This is a genomic window from Proteinivorax tanatarense (genome assembly GCF_040267685.1).
In the GTDB taxonomy this organism is placed as follows: Bacteria; Bacillota; Proteinivoracia; order Proteinivoracales; family Proteinivoracaceae; genus Proteinivorax; species Proteinivorax tanatarense.
The window spans coordinates 687,882-707,299 of the sequence record NZ_CP158367.1; the positions used below are offsets into that span (position 1 = coordinate 687,882).

Below are 19,418 nucleotides of genomic sequence, written 5' to 3' on the forward strand. Positions count from 1 at the left end.
GGAAATGTTTGTTGGAATGCGGATTATAAAAACTGCTATGGCAGTTACAGTTTCAGTTTTAGTTGCTAATTTACTTAATTTAGACTCACCTTTTTTTGCAGCAGTTGCAGCAGCTATTACAATGCAGGGTAATATAGTGGATTCCTTTAGTATGGGTAAATATAGGATTTTAGGGACTATAATGGGGGCTATATTTGGTTTTGTTGGTTCTTATTTTGCTCAAGGGAACCCTTTGGTCACAGGTATAGGCATACTTATCATTATCTATGTAGCAAACTATTTGGAATGGAATAAGTCTATAACAATTTCTTCTGTTGTTTTTCTTTCAATTATGCTAAACCAAGATGAGGCGACTAGTGTATATTATAGCTTAAACAGAGTTATTGATACTTTCATGGGTATAACCGTAGCTGTTATTATTAACTTTACCATTAGGCCTCAGTATAGTAGGGATAAGGTGTACGATTATTCCGAAGACTTGATTAAGAAATACAAAGAAATAATTAAAATGTTGATTTTAAATAAAAACAATCTATCTTTAAGTGGTATAACTGAAGAGTTAGATGAATTGGAAAATGAGTTTCCCTCTATTGAAAAAGAGGAACGTATACCGATTCACCCCGGTGAAGAGCATTGTGATGAGGATATAGACTTTGATGATACCAAAAGGCTATTACATAAACTTAATTGGAACGTGGTTTTGTTGGTAGATATGGGTAGCGGTTACAAGCTTGATGAAGATAACGCTAAGATGCTTAGGAAAATCTATAAGATTAATATATGCCCTAAAGAAAAACTTAATACAGATGATATAGTATTTAACTATCACCTTAAAATAGCCCTTGAAATAGTTTCAAAGCTATCTGAAAGGTTTAAGGTAGAAGGTAATTAACACTTAAGGTCTTTTAAAGCATCCTAGGTGTTATTTACTGGTACTTTGTAGGAATGGATAGTCACTAAAGATAACGGGAGTTACTAAAGCTTGGCTTTATCAAAAGGTGTTTTAATTTCAGTAACATTAATCAAATTTTAAAATGTTAGGAGGAGTGTTATGTTAAAATTAATTAAAGCAGCAAAATGCTATGTTCCTGAGCCCGTTAATGATGTAGAGATTTTGATTGCTGGGGGAAAAATTATAGGCGTCGGCAAAAAAATAGAGGATAAGTTAAAGTTAGAAGATGTTGAGGTTTTAGAATGTGGACCTAATTCTATTGTCGCCCCTGGGTTAATTGATCAACATGTTCACTTACTTGGAGGTGGTGGAGAAGGAGGATATCACACTCGAGTTCCAGAAGTGACGATAAGTGATATCACAAAATACGGCGTAACTACCGTTGTTGGAATGCTTGGCACTGATGATATGACTCGCCATCTAGACTCTCTTTTGGCTAAGGCAAGAGGACTTGAAAATGAAGGGATTTCTACATATATTTTAACTGGTTCCTACTCCCTTCCTACTCCTACAATGACTGGCAGCGTAAAGAGGGACTTAGTGTTAATAGACAAAGTACTGGGAGCGGGTGAGATTGCTATATCTGATCATCGCTCTAGTAAAGCAGGGTATCAAGCTCTTAAAGATGTGGCAGTGGGATGTAGGTTAGGCGGTTTAGTAAGTGGTAAAATAGGGTTGTTGCATTTACATGTGGGTAATGACCCTGCTGGCCTTGCTCCTGTTAGACAACTTTTAAAAGATAGAGTAATTCCTGCCCGACAAATTTCTGCAACCCACGTAAATAGAAGTGAGGAGTTATTGAAAGAGGGGCTGGAATTACTTAATAAAGGGGTTAATATTGATTTAACTACTTTTGGTAGAGGAGGCAGAGCTGTTTCTGCTACCGATGCGATATCTTTTTTAATTAAAGAAGAAGTCAATTTAGATAAAGTCACCTTAAGCTCAGATTCTAATGGAAGCATGCCTCAGGTAGATGATGAAGGGCGAATAATAGGGTTAAAGGCTGCTAGTATGAAGTCATTACTTAATGAGGTCCAGACTCTGTACAAAGAGCAAGTGCTATCTTTAGAAGATATAATTGCGTTAGTTACAAAAAACCCGGCTAATGTACTGGGATTAAATCATAAGGGTACCATAGAGGTGGGGGCTGATGCAGATATTACAATCTTTGATAAAAGCTTGAATGTAAAAACTGTTATCGCAAGAGGTCAAACTATGTTGGAAAACGGAAATGTTTTAGTTAAAGGAACCTTTGAATAAATAACAAAAAGCATCTCGATGAAAAGAGGTGCTTTTTTATTATAACAATAGAACACTAGTTTGTTGGCTAACAATAAGCTGAGCAGAAATTTGAAGTTTTACATTATATAATGTAATAAAGTAGTGTCGAGTTAAAAACCTTGGACATTAAAGAGGGTTTTTACAGCTTTTGCTAGAAGATTATGAATAAAGAAATGAGGCGAGAGGGGAGAGTTGGGTTGTGTATGTAGAAAGTCAGCAGATTTGGAAGCTGTGGGTAATATTTGCTGCTTTGCTTATTTTGCTTTTATTGACTCTTTTTCAGTTGCTAACTAAATTTAGAACTTCTGGAAGCTTAAACAAAAGCTTTATTGAAGAAAATATAATGTACATAAGTGCTGGTTTATTTACTGTAGTGGTAGCTTTTTTTTATGGGGGCAGAATAAAAGAAGTGTTATCACTTAACCATTCTTCGTTAGCATATCAAATAGAATATATGAAAGAAACACTAGGGTTAGGGTATTTTGCTACTTTTGGAGGTCTTAGTTTACAATTTAATGCCACCTCAATTGTAATGTTTACTTTTATAATTTTTTTACTTGCTATATTTCATAGGGAATGCAAAAAAGCAGTAAAAGGAGGGGAGAAAAGATGAAGATGGTGGAGGATAAAGGTCAAGACTTAGCAGAAAACAAAAAAGGGAAAGAGGTAATAGAACAAAAAGGAGACAAAAGAAGATCTTTTATCAGTCACAAGTGTGATTTGATGTTTTATGTCTTTATATGTTTTTTAGTGGTAATGACCTTAATAATCCTTGCTGAGGTAAAATATCTTTATGACAATAACTTTTTATCTAGCATGAGAGAAATACCTGAAATAAATCAGCGAGAATTTTTTACAATATACATTAGATTGCTACTCCAGTCCTTTGCAATACCTCTCGCCAATATCGCCTTGATGACAATCTTTTATTTTGAGGTTAGAAAAATACAAGACAGAGCTAAAGCTAAAGGCTATGGTTAAAAAAATAAATAGGAGGCTCAAATATGGATTTAACACATTTGCCAAGAAAAAGGTATACAGAGTTTGTTACACCTATTAAAAATATGGAAAAGTTAACTGAAGTTTTAGGGGGACCTAATTTATACATTAAAAGGGATGACCTATTAGGGCTGACTGCTGGTGGCAATAAAACTAGAAAGCTAGAGTTTTTAATTGCAGATGCCATAGAAAAAGGTTCAGACACAATTATTACCGCTGGGGGAGTTCAGTCGAACCATTGTCGTTTGACGTTAGCGGCAGCTAATAAAGAAAACCTAAAATGCATTTTAGTTCTGGAAGAAAGTGCAGCTGTAAAACATGACACTGAAAGAAGTGGTAACTTCTTTCTTTATCAACTTATGGGGGCAGAGGATGTTAGGATTGTTCCCAATGGAACTGATGTATTTGAAGAAATGGACAAAGTAGCAGAAGAAGTAGCTATTAAAGGTGGGAAGCCTTATAAAATTCCAGTAGGAGGGTCGAATGCTATAGGAGCAACGGGATATGTAGCTTGCGCTCAAGAAATTATACAACAATCTTTTTCTGAAGGCATGATTTTTGACTATGTAGTGTGTACTAGTGGAAGTGGGGGTATGCATGCTGGCTTAGTAACAGGGTTTCAAGCAAACCAAAGTAAAACTAAGGTTTTAGGTATCAGCATAAGTAGAAGTAAAGAACAAATGGAGCCCAAAGTTATGAAATTGATAAAGGATACGTCCAGCCGTTTAAAACTAGAGAAGACCATTAGTTCTGATACAGTTACTTGTTATGATAATTATATAGGGGACGGCTATGCGCTACCCACAAAAGAAATGGTGGGAGCTGTAAAGTTAGTAGCAAAAACCGAAGGGATACTACTGGACCCAGTTTATACAGGTAAAACCATGTCGGGTTTAATTGATTTAATCAAAAAAGGTCGTTTTGATTCCAAGGATAATGTTTTATTTATTCACTCTGGTGGAGCACCAGCTTTATATGCTTATACTTCTGAATTTTTGTAAGTTATGACCTGGAGACTTATCAGCCCCAAATACTTAATTAGTAGGCACACAAATAACTTGACTTTAAATATTACTTAGGGGAATATGTCAGAAGTTTGAATTATGCTATAATCTAGTTAGTAAATTAGGGAGGATGTTGATGTTAAAAGAGATTTTCTCCAATCGGATTTTGTTGTCTTATACCACAGATGAACATTTGCCTATTGTTATAGATATGGAAAAAAAGAACTCAAAATTTGTGTTTTCTTGGACTGAAGAACAACATAAAAAAGAGATTGCTGATCCAGATAAATTACATTTAGTGATAAAAAGTAAATTAAATGATAGATTGCTAGGATATATAATAATTGGTGGACTGAAATCTAAAGATAAATCTATGGAGCTCAAAAGGATAGTAGTAAACGAAAAAGGGTGTGGATATGGCAAAGAATCTATTGGTTTAATAAAAAAATTCTGTTTTGATGTGAAGGGTTTTCATAGATTATGGCTTGACGTTTTTGATGATAATAAAGCTGCCATAAGATTATATCTTAAGGAAGGTTTTGTAAAAGAGGGACTGATGCGAGAGTGTAAAAAAAACGGTGAAGCCTACCGTTCTATGTTTTTAATGTCAATTTTAGAGCACGAATATAACAAAGCTGCCACAATTAAATGAGATAGGTATTAAAAATAGTAATTGGAGCATGATTTTGATATTTTAAAAGAGCTGTACATCTTAATAACTTCTGATAATATAAGTAATCTTGTGGAATTAAAACTCAACTTATAGTAGTTCTTCTAGTGTTTAAACTACAATCATGGGGCATTTAGTTAAAAACTCCAGTAGACAAATTAACCTTACTGTCTACTGGAGTATCAGGTTATTAGTAACTTATTGCATACAAGTATGCTTCATGAGCATCTATTAACCCATTGCCGTACCTTGAGGGATTATTCCACATATCATTTGCTGAGTCGTTGATAATATCTCTAACCTGTTGATTAGTTAGATTTTCATTGGCAGACCAAACAAGGGCTGCTACACCTGCTGCATGAGGACATGCCATAGATGTTCCACTCATTGATCCATAACCGCCATTATAAGTTGTGCTTAGAATATTGCTACCTGGAGCCATTATTTCCAAATCGGGACCGGTGCTAGAAAAACTTGAACGACTATCGCTAGATGTGGTTGAACCAACTGCCATCACAGAAGGGTACTTTGCTGGATAACCAATGTTGTCACCCCAACCGAAAAAATTTCCGCTGTTGCCGGCAGCAGCTACTACCAAAAGGCCAGCATCGGTAGCAGCATTACAAGCATCTTCTAAGGCTACAGAGCCGACGCTACCACCTAAACTCATATTGATTATATCCATATTATTGTTCATTGACCAGTAGATACCTTCAATAATGCCGCTGTATGACCCGCTACCTCTACTGTCCAAGACTTTTACTCCATATAAGTCTACTTGCGGGGATACTCCTATTACCCCATAGTGATTATCCAAGGCAGCTATAGTTCCCGCAACATGAGTTCCGTGTCCATTGTCATCATTATAGCTTCCACCAAAAACACTGTAGCCACCCATGACATTAAGGTCTTCGTGATTTAGCAATATTCCTGTGTCCAAAACAGAAACCCTAATTCCGTCGCCATACTGATTATCGCTATGAACATCAGGTGCGTTAACTCTGTCAATACCCCAAGGTACAGTTTGATTTAAAGCTTTAACTTCGGCATCAGGTTCAACATACTTGACATTGGGATGACTCTCCATAGTTTGCACAGTGTGAGCAGGTAGCTCCATAACCACTGCGTTGATAAAATCAAACTCTTTAACGACCTTTCCTTCAGTGTTTTGAATTACATTTTTATCAATACCTTTTTCAAAACCAACTATAACCCTTTCAAATTCTACAGGTCTAGCCATACTAAACCCTGACGACACCAATATTAACATAAAGGTTAATAATAAACATGCTAACTTCTTAATTGTAATCCACTCCTATTTTTTATTAGTGTAAGCTAGCTAACTTTAACACTGGTATTTATCTATGTAGTTTTTAATAGAAATGTTAACAGAAAATTAATAAACGTATGAGTTTGTATAATCCTATAGTTATTTTTAATAAAAAAATAGGGCTGAGTATTTAGTAGAGTAAAAATATGTTTTTGTTTATAAGCTATAAATCATACTAGTTTAATTATAATATAATCCTATAAATTAGAGGATAAAGGTTATTTTTGATGAATAAAGTATATTATAAGAGTTTGTAAGGGGGAAAAGTGTTTGAAAATAAAAGTTTTGAAAATAGTTGGAGTGGCAACTTTAGCGATTCTACTGGTGCTAACAGTTTTTTGGTTTTCACTGCCCCTAATAAGTCAGCAGCGTTTGGGTAAAGAGTTATCACAGGATTTGGGAGTGCCATCCCCTGCTATAATTGCCCATAGAGGAGCTTCTCATTTGGCTCCAGAATCTACAGCTCCTGCTTATAAGCTGGCCAGGGATATAGGAGCTGACTATTTAGAAGCGGATTTACAACGAACAAAAGATGGGGTTATTGTTGTTTTTCATGATGAAGCATTGAAAAGAACAAGCGACATCGAAACTGTATTTCCAGAAAAGGCTGAGCAACCTCTAAGTGAGTTTACCTATAAGGAGTTAAAACAACTAGATACAGGAGGTTGGTTTAATGAAAAATTCCCTGATCAAGCTAGAGACTCCTATGTGGGTTTAAATATTTTGACTTTAGATGAGCTTATTGACATCGCGGAATCAGGAAATAATAATCCAGGATTATATCTTGAAACAAAATTTGCAGATAAATATCCTGGGATAGAAAAAGATATAATAGAGATATTAGAAAGACGAGGCTGGATTGATGGGAAACCTAAGTTTTCAGATCCTGAAAGAAAGGTTAATGATAAGTTAGGTGTTGCTACAGTAAATGTTATGGAACGAGATTCAAGACTTATATTTCAATCCTTTTATTCGCACAGCATTGAAGAATTTAATAGCTTGGCCCCTTCAGTTCTGAGGGTTACGTTAATAAGTAAAGATATAGAAGAAAAATATGGCTGGGAAAACATTATAGAAGAAACGGTTGCAACATCTGATGGCATAGGACCAGTAGGTAATTTAGCATTACCCTGGCGCGTCAATAAAGTGCATAAAAAGGGCTTGATTGTTCACGCTTATACAATAAACTCACCATTTCAAATGAGAATACTTCATAGGTCTGGTGTGGATGGGATTTTTACAGACAGGCCTGAACTAGCCCTTGAAGTTTACGACCGAACAAATCAAATAGAATTAGATAAAATATTCCACAATATAGGATATTAACTGGAGGTGACAGGGGTGGGGATTATAATTAGTTTAATCGCGGTACTACCTCTGCTACTTATTTTTGTTGCAATAATAGCAGTACTTGAACTAAACAACCAATATGGGTCTTTAACAAGCTATCTAACTAAGGATTGGCGTTATCATTATGATTTGAAAAATAGAAAATTAATAAAAACCATTGATAAAATTAGGGAAAAGAAGGGTATAAACTATTTTATAGTGTTACTAATTATTTTCGTTGTTTTTATTTTAACAAAATAAAAGGATAAGAACCCAACTCAAATATAAAAAGAGTTGGGTTCTTGTTAAATAACAGATGAAAATAAGGTTAAGTAGCTACAAAGCTTTTTAAAACCCTTTTTCAAGCGTCTGTTAGTTATCTCTATTTAAAGTTTCTAGGGCTCTGCTAGCGAGACTTTTAAAATTGTCTCTCCATGATGTTGCACCGGATATGGCATCTAAGTCATCGGGTTGCTGTGTTTGTTGAAAGGTATCTTCCATTTGTTGTACTAATTCCGGAGGGTTAACATCAGGATACTGCTCCTGCCAATTACTTAAATAAGGTTCATCAAATTTTTTATTAACCCCATTTCTATAATCACTAAAGTCCACACTAGTCAATTCTTCTCCAGAAGTAGTCAAAAGCAACTGTGGCCTATCACCTCTAGCGTTCATTTCCCCCATAAATACATAGATTTGGTCATAATTAGCAATATCAGATTGATCAGCTTGGATAAAAGAACCTATGGATAACTTTTTAAGGTTTAACCCCCATGATGTGGCACCAGTTGTGGCATCCACTAAATTTGGGTCTTGAGTGTTTATTACATCTTCTTCCCGTTCTTCTATTATGGAGATAGGGTCAACTTCTGGATAGGCATCTGTCCAGCTTTCCAGATATTCTTGATTTTCTCTTTTAGAGTTGCCGTCTTCATCAATTTCATCATAATAGAAAGAGCGGATATCTCCGTCAATTACCTCAATAAGTAATTGGGGAGTCCAGCCTCTTTCGCTTGGGTTACCATAAACTTCATAATTGCCATCAATTAACTGATAATCTGGTTGGGAGCGTGCTTTACCCAATGCTAAGTTTGATAGCTTGACAAAGTTAGAATAAGAACCGGTAGCTCCTGTGGCCACATCTATATCATTTGGATTTTGTCTCTTTAGAAGTTGATTTTCCATGTTTTCAATTAAAGCAAGTGGATCCACATCAGGATTTTGGTTTTTCCAGTTCTCTATATATTCGGGATTGTCTAATTTACTATTGTTGTCTTCATCATATTCGTTATACTCAACGTTGGTTATTTCTCCGTCAGCTATGTCAAGCCTAAGTTGAGGTTGCCAACCTCTACCATCTCTTGGTCTAACGGTTACATATTCTCCATCTCCTGGGGGGATGTTTTGGTCAGTTATATATACTGAATTTGCAAATATATTTTCATATATAGACCATCCCATAAGAGGAACAATGTCTCTTGATGCAATATAAAAATCATTTTGATATTCAATTATATTTGCAGGAGTTAAATTGGTGTTGTTTAAATACAGCTTTAAGTCATCATTTTCACCAGGTTGTGGATTTTCAAGTTCTTCATCTTCTGTTATCATCAGTAGAAGATTATCTCCTTGTTCAAAAGTTAGTTCAAATGTGTCATTGTACTCAGATAACTCCAATGCAGGTAGATATACCAGACCCTTATCTACTATAGGATAGTTTTCAAGATCTAATTCCTCATCGTTTAAGTATATACTTCCATCAAACTGATCGTACTCTTGTGGCTGTGCCTCTTCCTCCTCAGGTAGCCCAGTATCTCCATCAGGAGTCGGCTCCTGTCCATCAGGTGTTCCAGTGTCTCTGGCCAAAAAGAAAATTAGTAGCAAAGCCACTACCACAATTCCTACGATAAAAGACGTTCTTTTTGACATGAAAAAACCTCCTATTGTTTTTATGTTATATTTTTCTAAGTAACACCGAAAAGACGTCATTATTAGATTGTATTTTGTTGAAATCTGAACCAGCTGTTTGATCATCTATAATATCTATTATTTGACATGTTGAGAGGGTTTATACAGAAAAAAAGTAAAGGGCTAAATCACTACTATTTTAAGAAGTGATATAGCCCAATGTATTAAATAAAAGTTTTAATAATATTATCTAAAGCTAACTGAACGTACTGGCCTAAGTCTGTATAAAACTCCAGCCAAAAGATAAACAATCCCATGGCTAATGCTGGTATTTTGTTAATTAACGTAGCGTAGATAGCACTTCGTCTATCCATAGCTAGCACTGGGAACAAAGCATCGCCATCTTGAGAAATTGCATTAGCAATAAGAGCTGCAAAGGGTACTAGTCCTTGTGCAAATAAAGCAACAAAAATTATTTGTGGACCACAACCTGGGATTATTCCGACTGCTACAGCTACAAATACAGAGGCTAAACCAGCAGTTAATAGGACACCTTCAATTACCTGTTCGCCGGCGGCGTAATCGCCTCCACCTGCTCCTAACACCAATAACTCAAAAGCCATAAATCCTACTAGCACCCATGTGGTAACGAAAGCTGTTTCTAAGGTACTATGCTTTAAGGTAGCTTTTAGTGATTTAGACTTTGCTTCTTGACTTTCTATACTATCGTCTCTAAGCCATTTTTTCCCTTTAAACATTATGCCAAGGCATAAAAGAGTTCCTGTAATTCCAATAATATCAGCAAACTCACCTAAGAAAGATGAAACCTCACCTATGTCAATCATTAATATTTCCATAGTTCCAAAAACCAAACCTACTGCAATTAAAGCCCAGAATATATAAGTTAATTTTAACCCGTTTTTTTGTTGAACTGGTGTTAAGTTGGGTTTGGGCTTTGTTGTCTTTTTCTGACCTTTTAAAATAGCCATCCTTTCTTTATACTTACCCATAATGAATGTTCCTAAGCTTGTTTTGTCAACTATATAGCCAGTTATAACCGCTGGTATAAAAGATAGAATGCATACAAGAATGTAATGATATGGGCTAGTTGGTATAAGGACGAAAGCGGAATCTCCCATAGTAGCCATTAAAGTAGCTACAACTGTTCCAAAAGTAACGTTCCCCTTGAAGAACAGGGGCATAACAAATACCGCTCCCCCACAGCCTGGGGTTAACCCAAGTAAAGCACCAAGTACAGGCTGAAACCTTTTGGAACTTTCTATGGATTTAATAAACCTCCCAGATTTCCTGTAATTTATATAGCCAAATAGCAGTAATATTGCTCCTACAAAAACGCCGACCTCTAAAAAGGCATCTTCCGCACTTTCAAAAAAAAGTCCTAAAATTTCTAAAAACATTTTTTCAACCTCCGTTAATTTTGTTATAAAAGTTAGTTGTGGGAAACTTTTGTATCTACCCTAACATATGCCTAAACTACTAGATGGGTGCGGAATAATTTTTAGGCATTTATCATAAATTTTAGGATAAAGGAAAAATTAATTAGTTGGGGCTTGAACAATTGAAAAGTAAGTTGTAATGGGGCTATATTCAGTCTTAAAAATCGATGCTTGTGAGTGAAAGTTATTTAACTCAAAATGACAAATGCTTAAGATGAGAATAGAAAAAGATTTTCTTCTCTAGAAATAAAAACCAAGCTTTACTTTTGCCTTGCTGGTAAAGCTCTGGGTATAAGAATTATGCGATTGTAAAAAGGGGGAGCAATAGTGAATGAAAAGTTTCGTACTGTAAGGGGATATAAGTTAACTAATCAAGCCGTTGATAAATTAACTTCAAGTATGGAAGACTATTTAGAGATGATTTACCGTTTTTATCAAACTGAAGGAATGAGAGTTACAGATTTAGCTAAGTATTTGAACGTTAGAGAATCTTCGGTTACAAAAATGATGCAACGATTAGCAGATTTGGGGTTAGTAAGTTATAAAAAGTATGGTACAATAAAATTAACAAAAAAAGGTGAAGAGATTGGTGGCTTTTTACTTAGCAGACATAAAATTGTTGAGCTTTTTTTAAAGAATATCTGCTTAAACTCAGTTAGTATAAAAGATGTAGAACTGATAGAGCACAATTGTTCTTTGGAAACTTTACACTCTTTTCATACATTCAATAGTTTTTTAAGTTGCCACCCGGAATTCAAAACTCAGCTTTTAGATTTTAAAACTGAGTTTACCAAAAGTAACACCTAAAAATAAGCTATAAGAACTAAGGGTGTGGTTGTTTGAAGAAGAGGACTATTGCTAACTTAAAATATATTATATTTACTTTTGTTACGGTATTATTTTTACTATACGTTGCAACTCAAACTAGAGGGAACTTGGAAAATTTAACTGAATTTTTTTATCAGCAGCGAGCTAATCCATGGACTCCTGTTATTTATATTGCAGTATATATATTATTTGTGTTAGTAGCGCTGCCAGCGTCGGCGCTTACCCTATTAGCTGGGCCATTGTTTGGTTTTTTTAGAGGGCTACTTTTTGTTCTAATTGGTTTTAATGTTTCCGCTCACCTATGTTTTGTAATTTCAAGAAAACTAGGCAGGGAAAAAGTAGAAAAACTCATTGATGCTAATGGTAAAATGAAAAAATATTCAGACAAGATTGGCGAACATGGTTTTATGGTCATGTTTTATTTAAGACTAATTCCAATTTTTCCATATGCCCTTCTCAACTATATATCAGGTTTATCGGTTATTAGCTTTAAAGAGTATGCTTTGGCAACTTTTTTAGGCAAGCTACCTTTTTTAGCTGTAATGGTTTATTTTTCTACAACAGTAGCTGATGCTAGAGAAAATCCTATGGGTGTAGTAATTTCTATAGCATTGATGGCTTTGATGTTATTAATTGTAAACTTTGTTAGGAAGAAGATTAAAATTGTCAATTAAAAAAGGTTATTTTACTTATATATTAAGGTGTTCTGATAACAGCTTATATACTGGTTGGACTACTGATATTGAAAATAGGGTGAAGTTCCATAACAAAGGTAAAGGAGCTAAATATACTTTGCCCAGACGCCCCGTTTATTTGGTTTATTTTGAAGAGCATGTGTCCCAAAGTGTAGCGCAAAAACGGGAATGGGAAATTAAGCAGCTTTCGAAAAAAGAAAAGGAAAAGCTGATTATTGCAAGAAAAAAAGTAAAACAGAGTAAAAAAACTACCTAAGAAATTACTTAGGTAGTTTTTTATATCAGATGATATTTCGTTTATATGAAGCGTATAAATTTCGTAGTTCAGCCATGATACAATCCATTTCTTTTTGTAGTTCAGAAGCTTTTTTTAGGTTATTTTCATTAAGGGAATCTCTTAACCTTGTAAATAAAGAGCTTTGTTCTAAGCTATCTTTTACCAGATAATTTTTTAGCTTGGTTATCTTTTCCCACCTGACTACATCTAAATCTGTTGTATCTTCAATATTATGGCTTTTTGTAAAGCTACGTATAATATCCATGTTACTAGGTATAATTCGGTGGAGTAATTCTTCCTTCCATCGATCTAAAGTTGCAGTTTTAAAAGAGGATATTAAAGATTCGGTAAATACATCACCGTTTAACAAAGTAGCGCTCTTTTTTTCATGTTTATCAAAGTGGTTAAAGTTTTCCCACACAGTTTCCGGAGTTTTTCCAAATAAACTGTCTCTCTCATGGACAGAAAAATCTTTAAAGATATCTTGCTCACATCTGTATTGGCGATTTTGTTCTAGATAAACTCCCTCTGTTTGCGCTGATTTAGAAAGCTCGTTTTCTAAGAGTTGTGGATCATATATATGTTTTATAGCCAGTATACCATCTAACATCCCTTGGTAACTTGAAGCCATAACCAAGTAAGTGTTTGAGAGTGGGTTAGGAGAACGGAGTTCAAATCTAGTTGCCATGGGATTGTCTAGATCTCTTATAAGTCCCACTAAAACTGAACGGTTTCTAGATGGGTTTTTAACATCGTTGCCCAAAGAAGCCACAGTACAAACTGGTGCTTCAAAACCTGGTTTAAGTCTATTAAATGCATCAGTGGAGCTGGTAACAAAAGGATTTATAACCTCATAATTATTCAATAAACCAAGCAAACCTCCATAACCGATTAGACTGAGGTAATCCTCTTTTAGATTTTTTGGAGAAAATAAATTTATGGTATTTCCGTTTTTTAGTTTAGCTGCAACACCCATATGAGTATGCTCTCCACTACCAGCCACCTCTTCAATTGGTTTAGCAGCAAAGGTTACTTCTAGGCCAAAAGAAGTAAAAGTATCTTGAACTAGTTCACGTACTAAAATTTCATTATCGCCCGCTTGCAAAGCATCAGAATATTTCCAGTCAATTTCTAACTGCTCTAACACATGATTTTGTTCTCCATTTACTCCTATGGTACTATTTACGCCACCTACCTCTTTGTGGCCCATCTCCGGTTCAATTCCGTACCTGCCCATAATTTCAATGGTTTTTTCTAATGCCGTTCTTACAGTACCTTGGGTTCTTTTCCAATATTGTTCTTTTAAGTTTTGCGAGGTAGAGAGCTGCTCTATATCTTCGCTATCCTCTGGTGTTTTAACCCAAAACTCTAACTCTGTGGCTGCAGTGAAAAGAAAGGACTCTATATCGCTAACTTTTTCTATTCCTAGGTTAGCTAAAAGGTGAGGATTAGATTCCATAACCTCTTTTACCTTTTTTTCAAAAAAAGATAATGCTCTTTTAAGAATAGATCTGGAGTCGACAAATTTACCGTTATGTACTAAAAAAGCAGGAATTCTTAAAGTCCCTACATAGTGTTTACCATCATAAGGATGATCATAATTATAATCAACAATCCAATTGGATTGAGAATCAGGTAATAAATCTACCTTGGCATCACCTAAGGTAGCTATTTCTGGCAAAACAACGGAAGAACCGTCAGTCTGTACACCTTGCCTTAGAAATTCCTCTATGTCCTCTAAAAAAATTTTAATAGGAATTTTGGCATCCGTAGTATTACCACCAAGATCTACGCCCATTAACGAAACAAATTTAATTTGTGGGTTGTCTTTTAAAATACGCTCTATTTCTTCTAAACTTTTTTTACTTGGGTCAATAGAATAAACAGGATTGGACAAAAAACTCATCTCCTTTGTCGAACAAAATTATTATTTATATTTTATGGATTATACCATAAAGTTTGTCAGTTGTCATAATTGATTTGAATTGATGGATTAAATTGGGTTATAATCTAAACAGTGATAAAAGGTAAAGGAGTTTTAATAATGAAAGATTCTAAAAGTGTTATAGTAGTTGGGGGAGGGGCATCTGGATTGATAGCTGCTATTGCTGCTGCTAGAAAAGGGGCAAATGTTGTTGTTTTAGAGCGTTTAAGTAGAGTTGGTAAAAAACTTTTGGCAACAGGAAATGGAAGATGCAACTTAACTAATATAAATACCGATATCGGTTTTTATCATGGAAATAATCCTAAGTTTGCTTTAAGTGCTTTAAATAGCTTTAATTGTAATCAAACAATAGATTTTTTTCAATACTTAGGTATCGATCCTAAAGTAGAAGATAAAGGTAAGGTATATCCATATTCTCTCCAATCTTCAAGTGTTTTAGATGTGCTAAAATATGAAATAAAGACCCTTAATATAAAGGAGATGTGTGAGCAAGAAGTTGTAGATATCAGGGCAACAAAACCTAAATTTACCATTGTAACTACTGCAGGTCAAATGAAGGCGGATTCCATTATACTAGCAACAGGGGGAAAGGCTAGTCCGCAGCTAGGGTCTAATGGAAGTGGGTATGAGTTGGCGGAAAAGTTAGGTCACCGAATCATAACAGTTCATCCATCCCTTGTTCAGTTGAAACTTAAGGAAAAGTATGTAAAGCAAATGAAAGGCGTAAAAGTTGAAGGCAAAGTTTCTGTGGGAGTGGAAGAAAAAAAAATAAGGGAAGAAGAAGGGGAAATACTATTTACTGACTATGGGATATCTGGACCACCAATATTACAAGTTAGCAGAGTAGCTTTAGAGAAACTAAATAAAGACAAAACTACATGGCTTTCTGTTGATATTTTCCCTGAATATAGTTTTAACCAATTAGAAGAACTTATAAGAACAAGATTAGCGTACAGTGGCACAAAACCTTTAGATTTTAGCTTTATTGGTTTATTAAATAAAAATATGATTCCTGTGGTTTTACAATGTGCTGAAGTAAAAAACGTAAAAATAGATGCTTACAAAGCTACTGATAAGGAAATAAAATCAATAGTGCAAGTTCTAAAACATTGGAAGTTTACCGTAAAGGACTTTAATTCGTGGAAGCATGCTCAAACTACAGCTGGGGGTGTGGACACTAGAGATATTTCACCCAAAACATTGGAATCTAAAATCATAAAAGGACTATATATATGTGGCGAACTTTTAGATATTGACGGTGATTGTGGGGGATTTAATTTGCAATGGGCATGGAGTAGTGGTTTTATAGCAGGTGAAAATGCCGCAAAGGAGTAATAAAGATGATAAGAGTAAACAATATTAAAATTGCAGCGAATAGAAAGCAGGATTTGGAAAAGGAAGTTAGTAAAAAACTAAAAATATCAAAGAAAGAAATAAAAGAGATAAAAATTGTTAAAAAGTCGATTGACGCAAGACGGAGGGATATTTTTTATGTTTATAATATAGATGTCCAAATCAATAACAGTAAAAGATTTATAGGAAAAAAAGGAATTACTCAATCACTTGACTATTCATATAAGTTTGTCAAAGCGGGAGATAAAAAAATGACTAAGCCTTTAGTCATAGTAGGTGCAGGGCCGGCAGGGTTATTTTGCGGGTTAATATTAGCTCAAATGGGATATAAACCAATAGTTTTGGAACAAGGAGAATCTGTAGACCAACGGGTAAAAACTGTGGAAAGTTTTTGGCAAGGGCAAAAACCTCTAAAAACTAATAGCAATGTTCAGTTTGGAGAGGGAGGGGCCGGAACTTTCTCTGATGGTAAACTTACCACACAAATAAAAGATAGCCGCTGTCGTAAGGTTATAGACGAAATGTTAAACTTCGGTGCCCCAAAGGATATTATGTACCTTAGCAAACCTCACGTAGGTACAGATAACCTACGGGGGGTAGTTAGAAATATTCGCCAAAGAATTTTTGAGCTTGGAGGACAAGTACTTTTTGATAGTAAAGTAACAAACTTTGATATTGAAAACGGCAAAGTGAATAAGTTACAAATAAATAATGGGAAAAAAATAGCCGTTGAAGCGGTGGTACTAGCGTTGGGGCATAGCGCTAGAGATACCTTTCAATTGTTATATAAAAAAGGTGCTAACTTAAAACAAAAACCTTTTTCAGTGGGTGTTAGAATCGAGCATCCTCAATCGTTGATTAATGATAGTCAGTATGGAAAGGATTATGAAAAATATAATTTACCAGCAGCTGACTATAAATTAAGTGTTCATTTGGAAGGAAAAGCTTCGGTATATACTTTCTGTATGTGCCCCGGTGGAAAGGTTGTAGCCGCAGCATCTGAAAAGGGGCATTTGGTGACTAACGGAATGAGTTATTACAGTAGAGACGACACAAACGCCAACAGTGCGTTGCTAGTAAATATAATGCCAGATAATCTAGAAAGCGACCATCCTTTGGCAGGTGTGCATTTTCAAAGAGAGATAGAAAAGAGAGCCTTTGATTTAGGTGGTGGTGATTATTATGCACCGGTTCAATTAGTTAAAGATTTTCTAAATGATGTTCCTTCTAAAAAACTAGGCTCTGTAAAACCGTCATATCTTCCTGGCATTAAGCTGACAAATTTAAATAATTGTTTGCCCAAGTTTGTAACAGATTCATTAAAGGAAGGGATTTTGGAGTTAGACAAAAAGCTTAAAGGATTTGCATTAAATGATGCTGTTATGACAGCAGTGGAAAGTAGAAGCTCTTCTCCCATAAGGATACTTAGGGATGATAGTTATCAAAGTAACATAGCTGGGATATATCCAGCTGGAGAAGGGGCAGGATATGCCGGTGGGATTATGTCAGCTGCCGTTGATGGCATTAAAGTAGCTGAAAAGATTGCCGCAATATATGCCCCAATAAAAACCGAGGAGGAATTTTAAAAATGGAAAGAAAAAATCCAGTAGTAACATTTGAATTGCAAAATGGTAGAAAGATGAAAGGGGAATTATATCCTAACATAGCACCGAATACAGTTAATAATTTTATCAGTCTTATTCAAAAAGGATTCTATGACGGGCTTATTTTTCATCGGGTTATACCGGGGTTTATGATTCAGGGAGGATGTCCTGAGAAATCTGGAATGGGAGGCCCTGGATATAGTATAAAAGGTGAATTTGCAGAAAATGGTCATAAAAATGACCTAAAACATTCTAAGGGTGTTCTTTCAATGGCTAGGACGATGGAGCCTGACTCTGCTGGCTCTCAGTTTTTTATTATGGTTAATGATTCACCACATCTTGATGGACAATACGCAGCATTTGGTAAAGTGTTTGAAGGAATAGAACTTGCCGACGAAATTGTTGGTTCAAAAAGGGATTTAAGTGATAAGCCACTAGAAGACCAAGTTATGGAAAAAGTAACAGTAGAGACCTTTGGGGTTGAATATCCAGAACCTGAAAGAAACTAGCATAAAAAACAACAACCTTATTGGGTTGTTGTTTGCTTTTGGGGTCTATATAAAACTATGGGAGTTTGTTGATCTTCTTGGCCAGCAGGATTATCTTTGAGCAGTTTTATCATTTCTTCATTTGTATAATTTACACTATAGGATTTTCCTAGAATGTCCACACCCAAATCGTTAGCATCGACAATAACGCTTGCTATTCCCAGCTTATCTTCTATATTTTGACATACTTTTTGCGGGTTTGAGGGGTTTAATATACCCATTTGAGAGTATTCATCAAAAGCTTCTCCATAAAAGCCGTCTATACCTGCTATATCATTACCTGCAACTTTATAGAACACTCCTCTTATTTTAAATAGCTTACCAATGGCGGATAAAAAGGCTGCCAATAAGATTCTAGGTAATCCAGCCAGCTGGATAGCTACCTGCATTTTATACTCATTACCTACGGAATAACCTGCGGGAGTTTTCATAACAAACTTGGATAAAAACCTTGCCCAAAAACCTACCTGGATACTTTCCTTGTCCACAACGTTGTCCTGGCAAATAGCTATTATTTTTTCTGCTATAAAAATTATGTCTTTTTTTTGATGTATGGGAGTAACATAGTTATGGATAATGTCTATGTAACTTTCTCCTCTTGTGATAAAATGGGTTTTAATAGCAAACCTTTGAAAAACTACTCCAGATAAGTTGATGTCTCTTTTGCGTACTATATTTTGTTCATCTCCTAACCTTAGAGCTAATTTTTCGCTCATATATTTGACCTCCTAATAACTTCTTACTTATAATATGGTTAAAAAAACAGCTAATATTATATAATAATGCATATATTTTATTTAAATTACTTTTTTTAAGACTTCTTTATAGTCTAACATAAATTAATTTATAATTGTAGAGAGATGACAAAGGTAAAAAAAGTTTTAAAATATGGAGAGGGGTATATTATGAGAAGAGTTGATTTTTACAGGCTACAAACAAGAAATCCATTTAAAAAAATCTTTGGGATACTTTTAGCGATAGGTATATTAGCGATCATAATTCCTATAGTTGGAGTGGTTGTGGCAGCTTCGCTGGGCATTGCATTTGTTGCAGTGGTCATAGGGGTGTCAATTGTATCTTTAACAATTTTAGCAGTTTTAATATTTTCTATAGTTAGTTGGCCATTTAAAAATGTTATTGATCCAGATGATGATAAAGATGAACCGTGGGACGACTAGAACTTAATAGAGAGCTAATTTTTGCTTGTTTGCAGTAAAAAATGTATATAGGGAGGATTT

General features: G+C 35.0%; 20 protein-coding genes. 15 read left to right on the top strand and 5 right to left on the bottom strand.

Annotated features, from left to right (window positions below; translation table 11 throughout):
• Nucleotides 1-16: 16 nt before the first annotated feature.
• From PRVXT_RS03415 to PRVXT_RS03440, 6 genes are all read left to right on the top strand, one after another.
• On the top strand, nt 17-892 hold the full coding sequence (locus PRVXT_RS03415) for an FUSC family protein (RefSeq protein ID WP_350344286.1): 876 nt from the start codon (nt 17-19) through the stop codon (nt 890-892).
• 159 nt (nt 893-1,051) lie between these two features.
• Nucleotides 1,052-2,212 (top strand): beta-aspartyl-peptidase, encoded by a 1,161-nt coding sequence (gene iadA, locus PRVXT_RS03420; RefSeq protein WP_350344287.1) that lies wholly within the window; start codon nt 1,052-1,054, stop codon nt 2,210-2,212.
• Nucleotides 2,213-2,432: 220 nt separating this feature from the next.
• Nucleotides 2,433-2,846, top strand: coding sequence for a hypothetical protein (locus PRVXT_RS03425; protein WP_350344288.1), 414 nt, complete (start codon nt 2,433-2,435; stop codon nt 2,844-2,846).
• Complete coding sequence (locus tag PRVXT_RS03430) at nt 2,843-3,214, top strand: hypothetical protein (protein ID WP_350344289.1); 372 nt, start codon at nt 2,843-2,845, stop codon at nt 3,212-3,214. Before PRVXT_RS03425 ends, PRVXT_RS03430 begins: the two co-directional genes overlap by 4 nt.
• A 23-nt stretch (nt 3,215-3,237) precedes the next feature.
• A complete protein-coding gene (locus PRVXT_RS03435; protein ID WP_350344290.1) occupies nt 3,238-4,233 on the top strand; it encodes a D-cysteine desulfhydrase in 996 nt (331 codons plus the stop codon).
• 139 nt (nt 4,234-4,372) lie between these two features.
• Nucleotides 4,373-4,888, top strand: a complete 516-nt coding sequence (locus PRVXT_RS03440; protein WP_350344291.1) for a GNAT family N-acetyltransferase — start codon at nt 4,373-4,375, stop codon at nt 4,886-4,888.
• A 208-nt stretch (nt 4,889-5,096) separates the two neighbouring features.
• Here the strand turns inward: PRVXT_RS03440 and PRVXT_RS03445 are convergent, their stop codons facing one another.
• A complete protein-coding gene (locus PRVXT_RS03445; protein WP_350344292.1) occupies nt 5,097-6,176 on the bottom strand; it encodes a S8 family peptidase in 1,080 nt (359 codons plus the stop codon).
• A 330-nt stretch (nt 6,177-6,506) separates the two neighbouring features.
• Between PRVXT_RS03445 and PRVXT_RS03450 the strand changes: the two genes are divergently transcribed.
• Together PRVXT_RS03450 and PRVXT_RS03455 are read left to right on the top strand one after the other, a co-directional pair.
• Nucleotides 6,507-7,562, top strand: a complete 1,056-nt coding sequence (locus PRVXT_RS03450) for a glycerophosphodiester phosphodiesterase family protein (RefSeq protein ID WP_350344293.1) — start codon at nt 6,507-6,509, stop codon at nt 7,560-7,562.
• 15 nt (nt 7,563-7,577) lie between these two features.
• Nucleotides 7,578-7,826, top strand: a complete 249-nt coding sequence (locus PRVXT_RS03455; protein ID WP_350344294.1) for a hypothetical protein — start codon at nt 7,578-7,580, stop codon at nt 7,824-7,826.
• Between the two features lie 111 nt (nt 7,827-7,937).
• Here PRVXT_RS03455 and PRVXT_RS03460 read toward each other — a convergent pair whose 3' ends face one another.
• On the bottom strand, nt 7,938-9,494 hold the full coding sequence (locus PRVXT_RS03460) for a hypothetical protein (RefSeq protein WP_350344295.1): 1,557 nt from the start codon (nt 9,492-9,494) through the stop codon (nt 7,938-7,940).
• 203 nt (nt 9,495-9,697) lie between these two features.
• A complete protein-coding gene (locus tag PRVXT_RS03465) occupies nt 9,698-10,891 on the bottom strand; it encodes a putative manganese transporter (RefSeq protein ID WP_350344296.1) in 1,194 nt (397 codons plus the stop codon).
• A gap of 366 nt (nt 10,892-11,257) precedes the next feature.
• On the opposite strand from PRVXT_RS03465, the gene PRVXT_RS03470 reads away from it, so the two are divergent.
• From PRVXT_RS03470 to PRVXT_RS03480, 3 genes are read left to right on the top strand one after another with little or no spacing between them, the layout of a single operon-like run.
• A complete protein-coding gene (locus PRVXT_RS03470; RefSeq protein WP_350344297.1) occupies nt 11,258-11,737 on the top strand; it encodes a metal-dependent transcriptional regulator in 480 nt (159 codons plus the stop codon).
• A 32-nt stretch (nt 11,738-11,769) separates the two neighbouring features.
• Nucleotides 11,770-12,432 carry a TVP38/TMEM64 family protein gene (locus PRVXT_RS03475; RefSeq protein ID WP_350344298.1) on the top strand — a complete coding sequence of 221 codons (663 nt, stop codon included), beginning with the start codon at nt 11,770-11,772 and terminating at the stop codon, nt 12,430-12,432.
• Nucleotides 12,422-12,709: a GIY-YIG nuclease family protein gene (locus tag PRVXT_RS03480; protein WP_350344299.1), complete on the top strand. Its 288-nt coding sequence runs from the start codon at nt 12,422-12,424 to the stop codon at nt 12,707-12,709. The genes PRVXT_RS03475 and PRVXT_RS03480 overlap by 11 nt, the downstream gene beginning before the upstream one ends.
• Before the next feature lie 25 nt (nt 12,710-12,734).
• On the opposite strand, the gene PRVXT_RS03485 is transcribed toward PRVXT_RS03480, so the two are convergent.
• Nucleotides 12,735-14,636 carry a glutamine synthetase gene (locus PRVXT_RS03485; protein WP_350344300.1) on the bottom strand — a complete coding sequence of 634 codons (1,902 nt, stop codon included), beginning with the start codon at nt 14,634-14,636 and terminating at the stop codon, nt 12,735-12,737.
• Between the two features lie 138 nt (nt 14,637-14,774).
• On the opposite strand from PRVXT_RS03485, the gene PRVXT_RS03490 reads away from it, so the two are divergent.
• Genes PRVXT_RS03490 through PRVXT_RS03500 form a run of 3 tightly spaced genes read left to right on the top strand, consistent with a single transcriptional unit; the run spans nt 14,775 to nt 18,141 of the window.
• Nucleotides 14,775-16,010 (top strand): NAD(P)/FAD-dependent oxidoreductase, encoded by a 1,236-nt coding sequence (locus tag PRVXT_RS03490; RefSeq protein ID WP_350344301.1) that lies wholly within the window; start codon nt 14,775-14,777, stop codon nt 16,008-16,010.
• Nucleotides 16,011-16,015: 5 nt separating this feature from the next.
• Nucleotides 16,016-17,614, top strand: a complete 1,599-nt coding sequence (locus PRVXT_RS03495; protein WP_350344302.1) for an NAD(P)/FAD-dependent oxidoreductase — start codon at nt 16,016-16,018, stop codon at nt 17,612-17,614.
• Between the two features lie 2 nt (nt 17,615-17,616).
• A complete protein-coding gene (locus PRVXT_RS03500; RefSeq protein WP_350344303.1) occupies nt 17,617-18,141 on the top strand; it encodes a peptidylprolyl isomerase in 525 nt (174 codons plus the stop codon).
• 17 nt (nt 18,142-18,158) lie between these two features.
• Here the strand turns inward: PRVXT_RS03500 and PRVXT_RS03505 are convergent, their stop codons facing one another.
• Nucleotides 18,159-18,896 carry a coenzyme F420-0:L-glutamate ligase gene (locus PRVXT_RS03505; RefSeq protein WP_350344304.1) on the bottom strand — a complete coding sequence of 246 codons (738 nt, stop codon included), beginning with the start codon at nt 18,894-18,896 and terminating at the stop codon, nt 18,159-18,161.
• 189 nt (nt 18,897-19,085) lie between these two features.
• Here PRVXT_RS03505 and PRVXT_RS03510 point away from each other — a divergent pair, with 189 nt between their 5' ends.
• Nucleotides 19,086-19,358 carry a hypothetical protein gene (locus PRVXT_RS03510; RefSeq protein ID WP_350344305.1) on the top strand — a complete coding sequence of 91 codons (273 nt, stop codon included), beginning with the start codon at nt 19,086-19,088 and terminating at the stop codon, nt 19,356-19,358.
• The last annotated feature ends 60 nt before the right edge of the window (nt 19,359-19,418 follow it).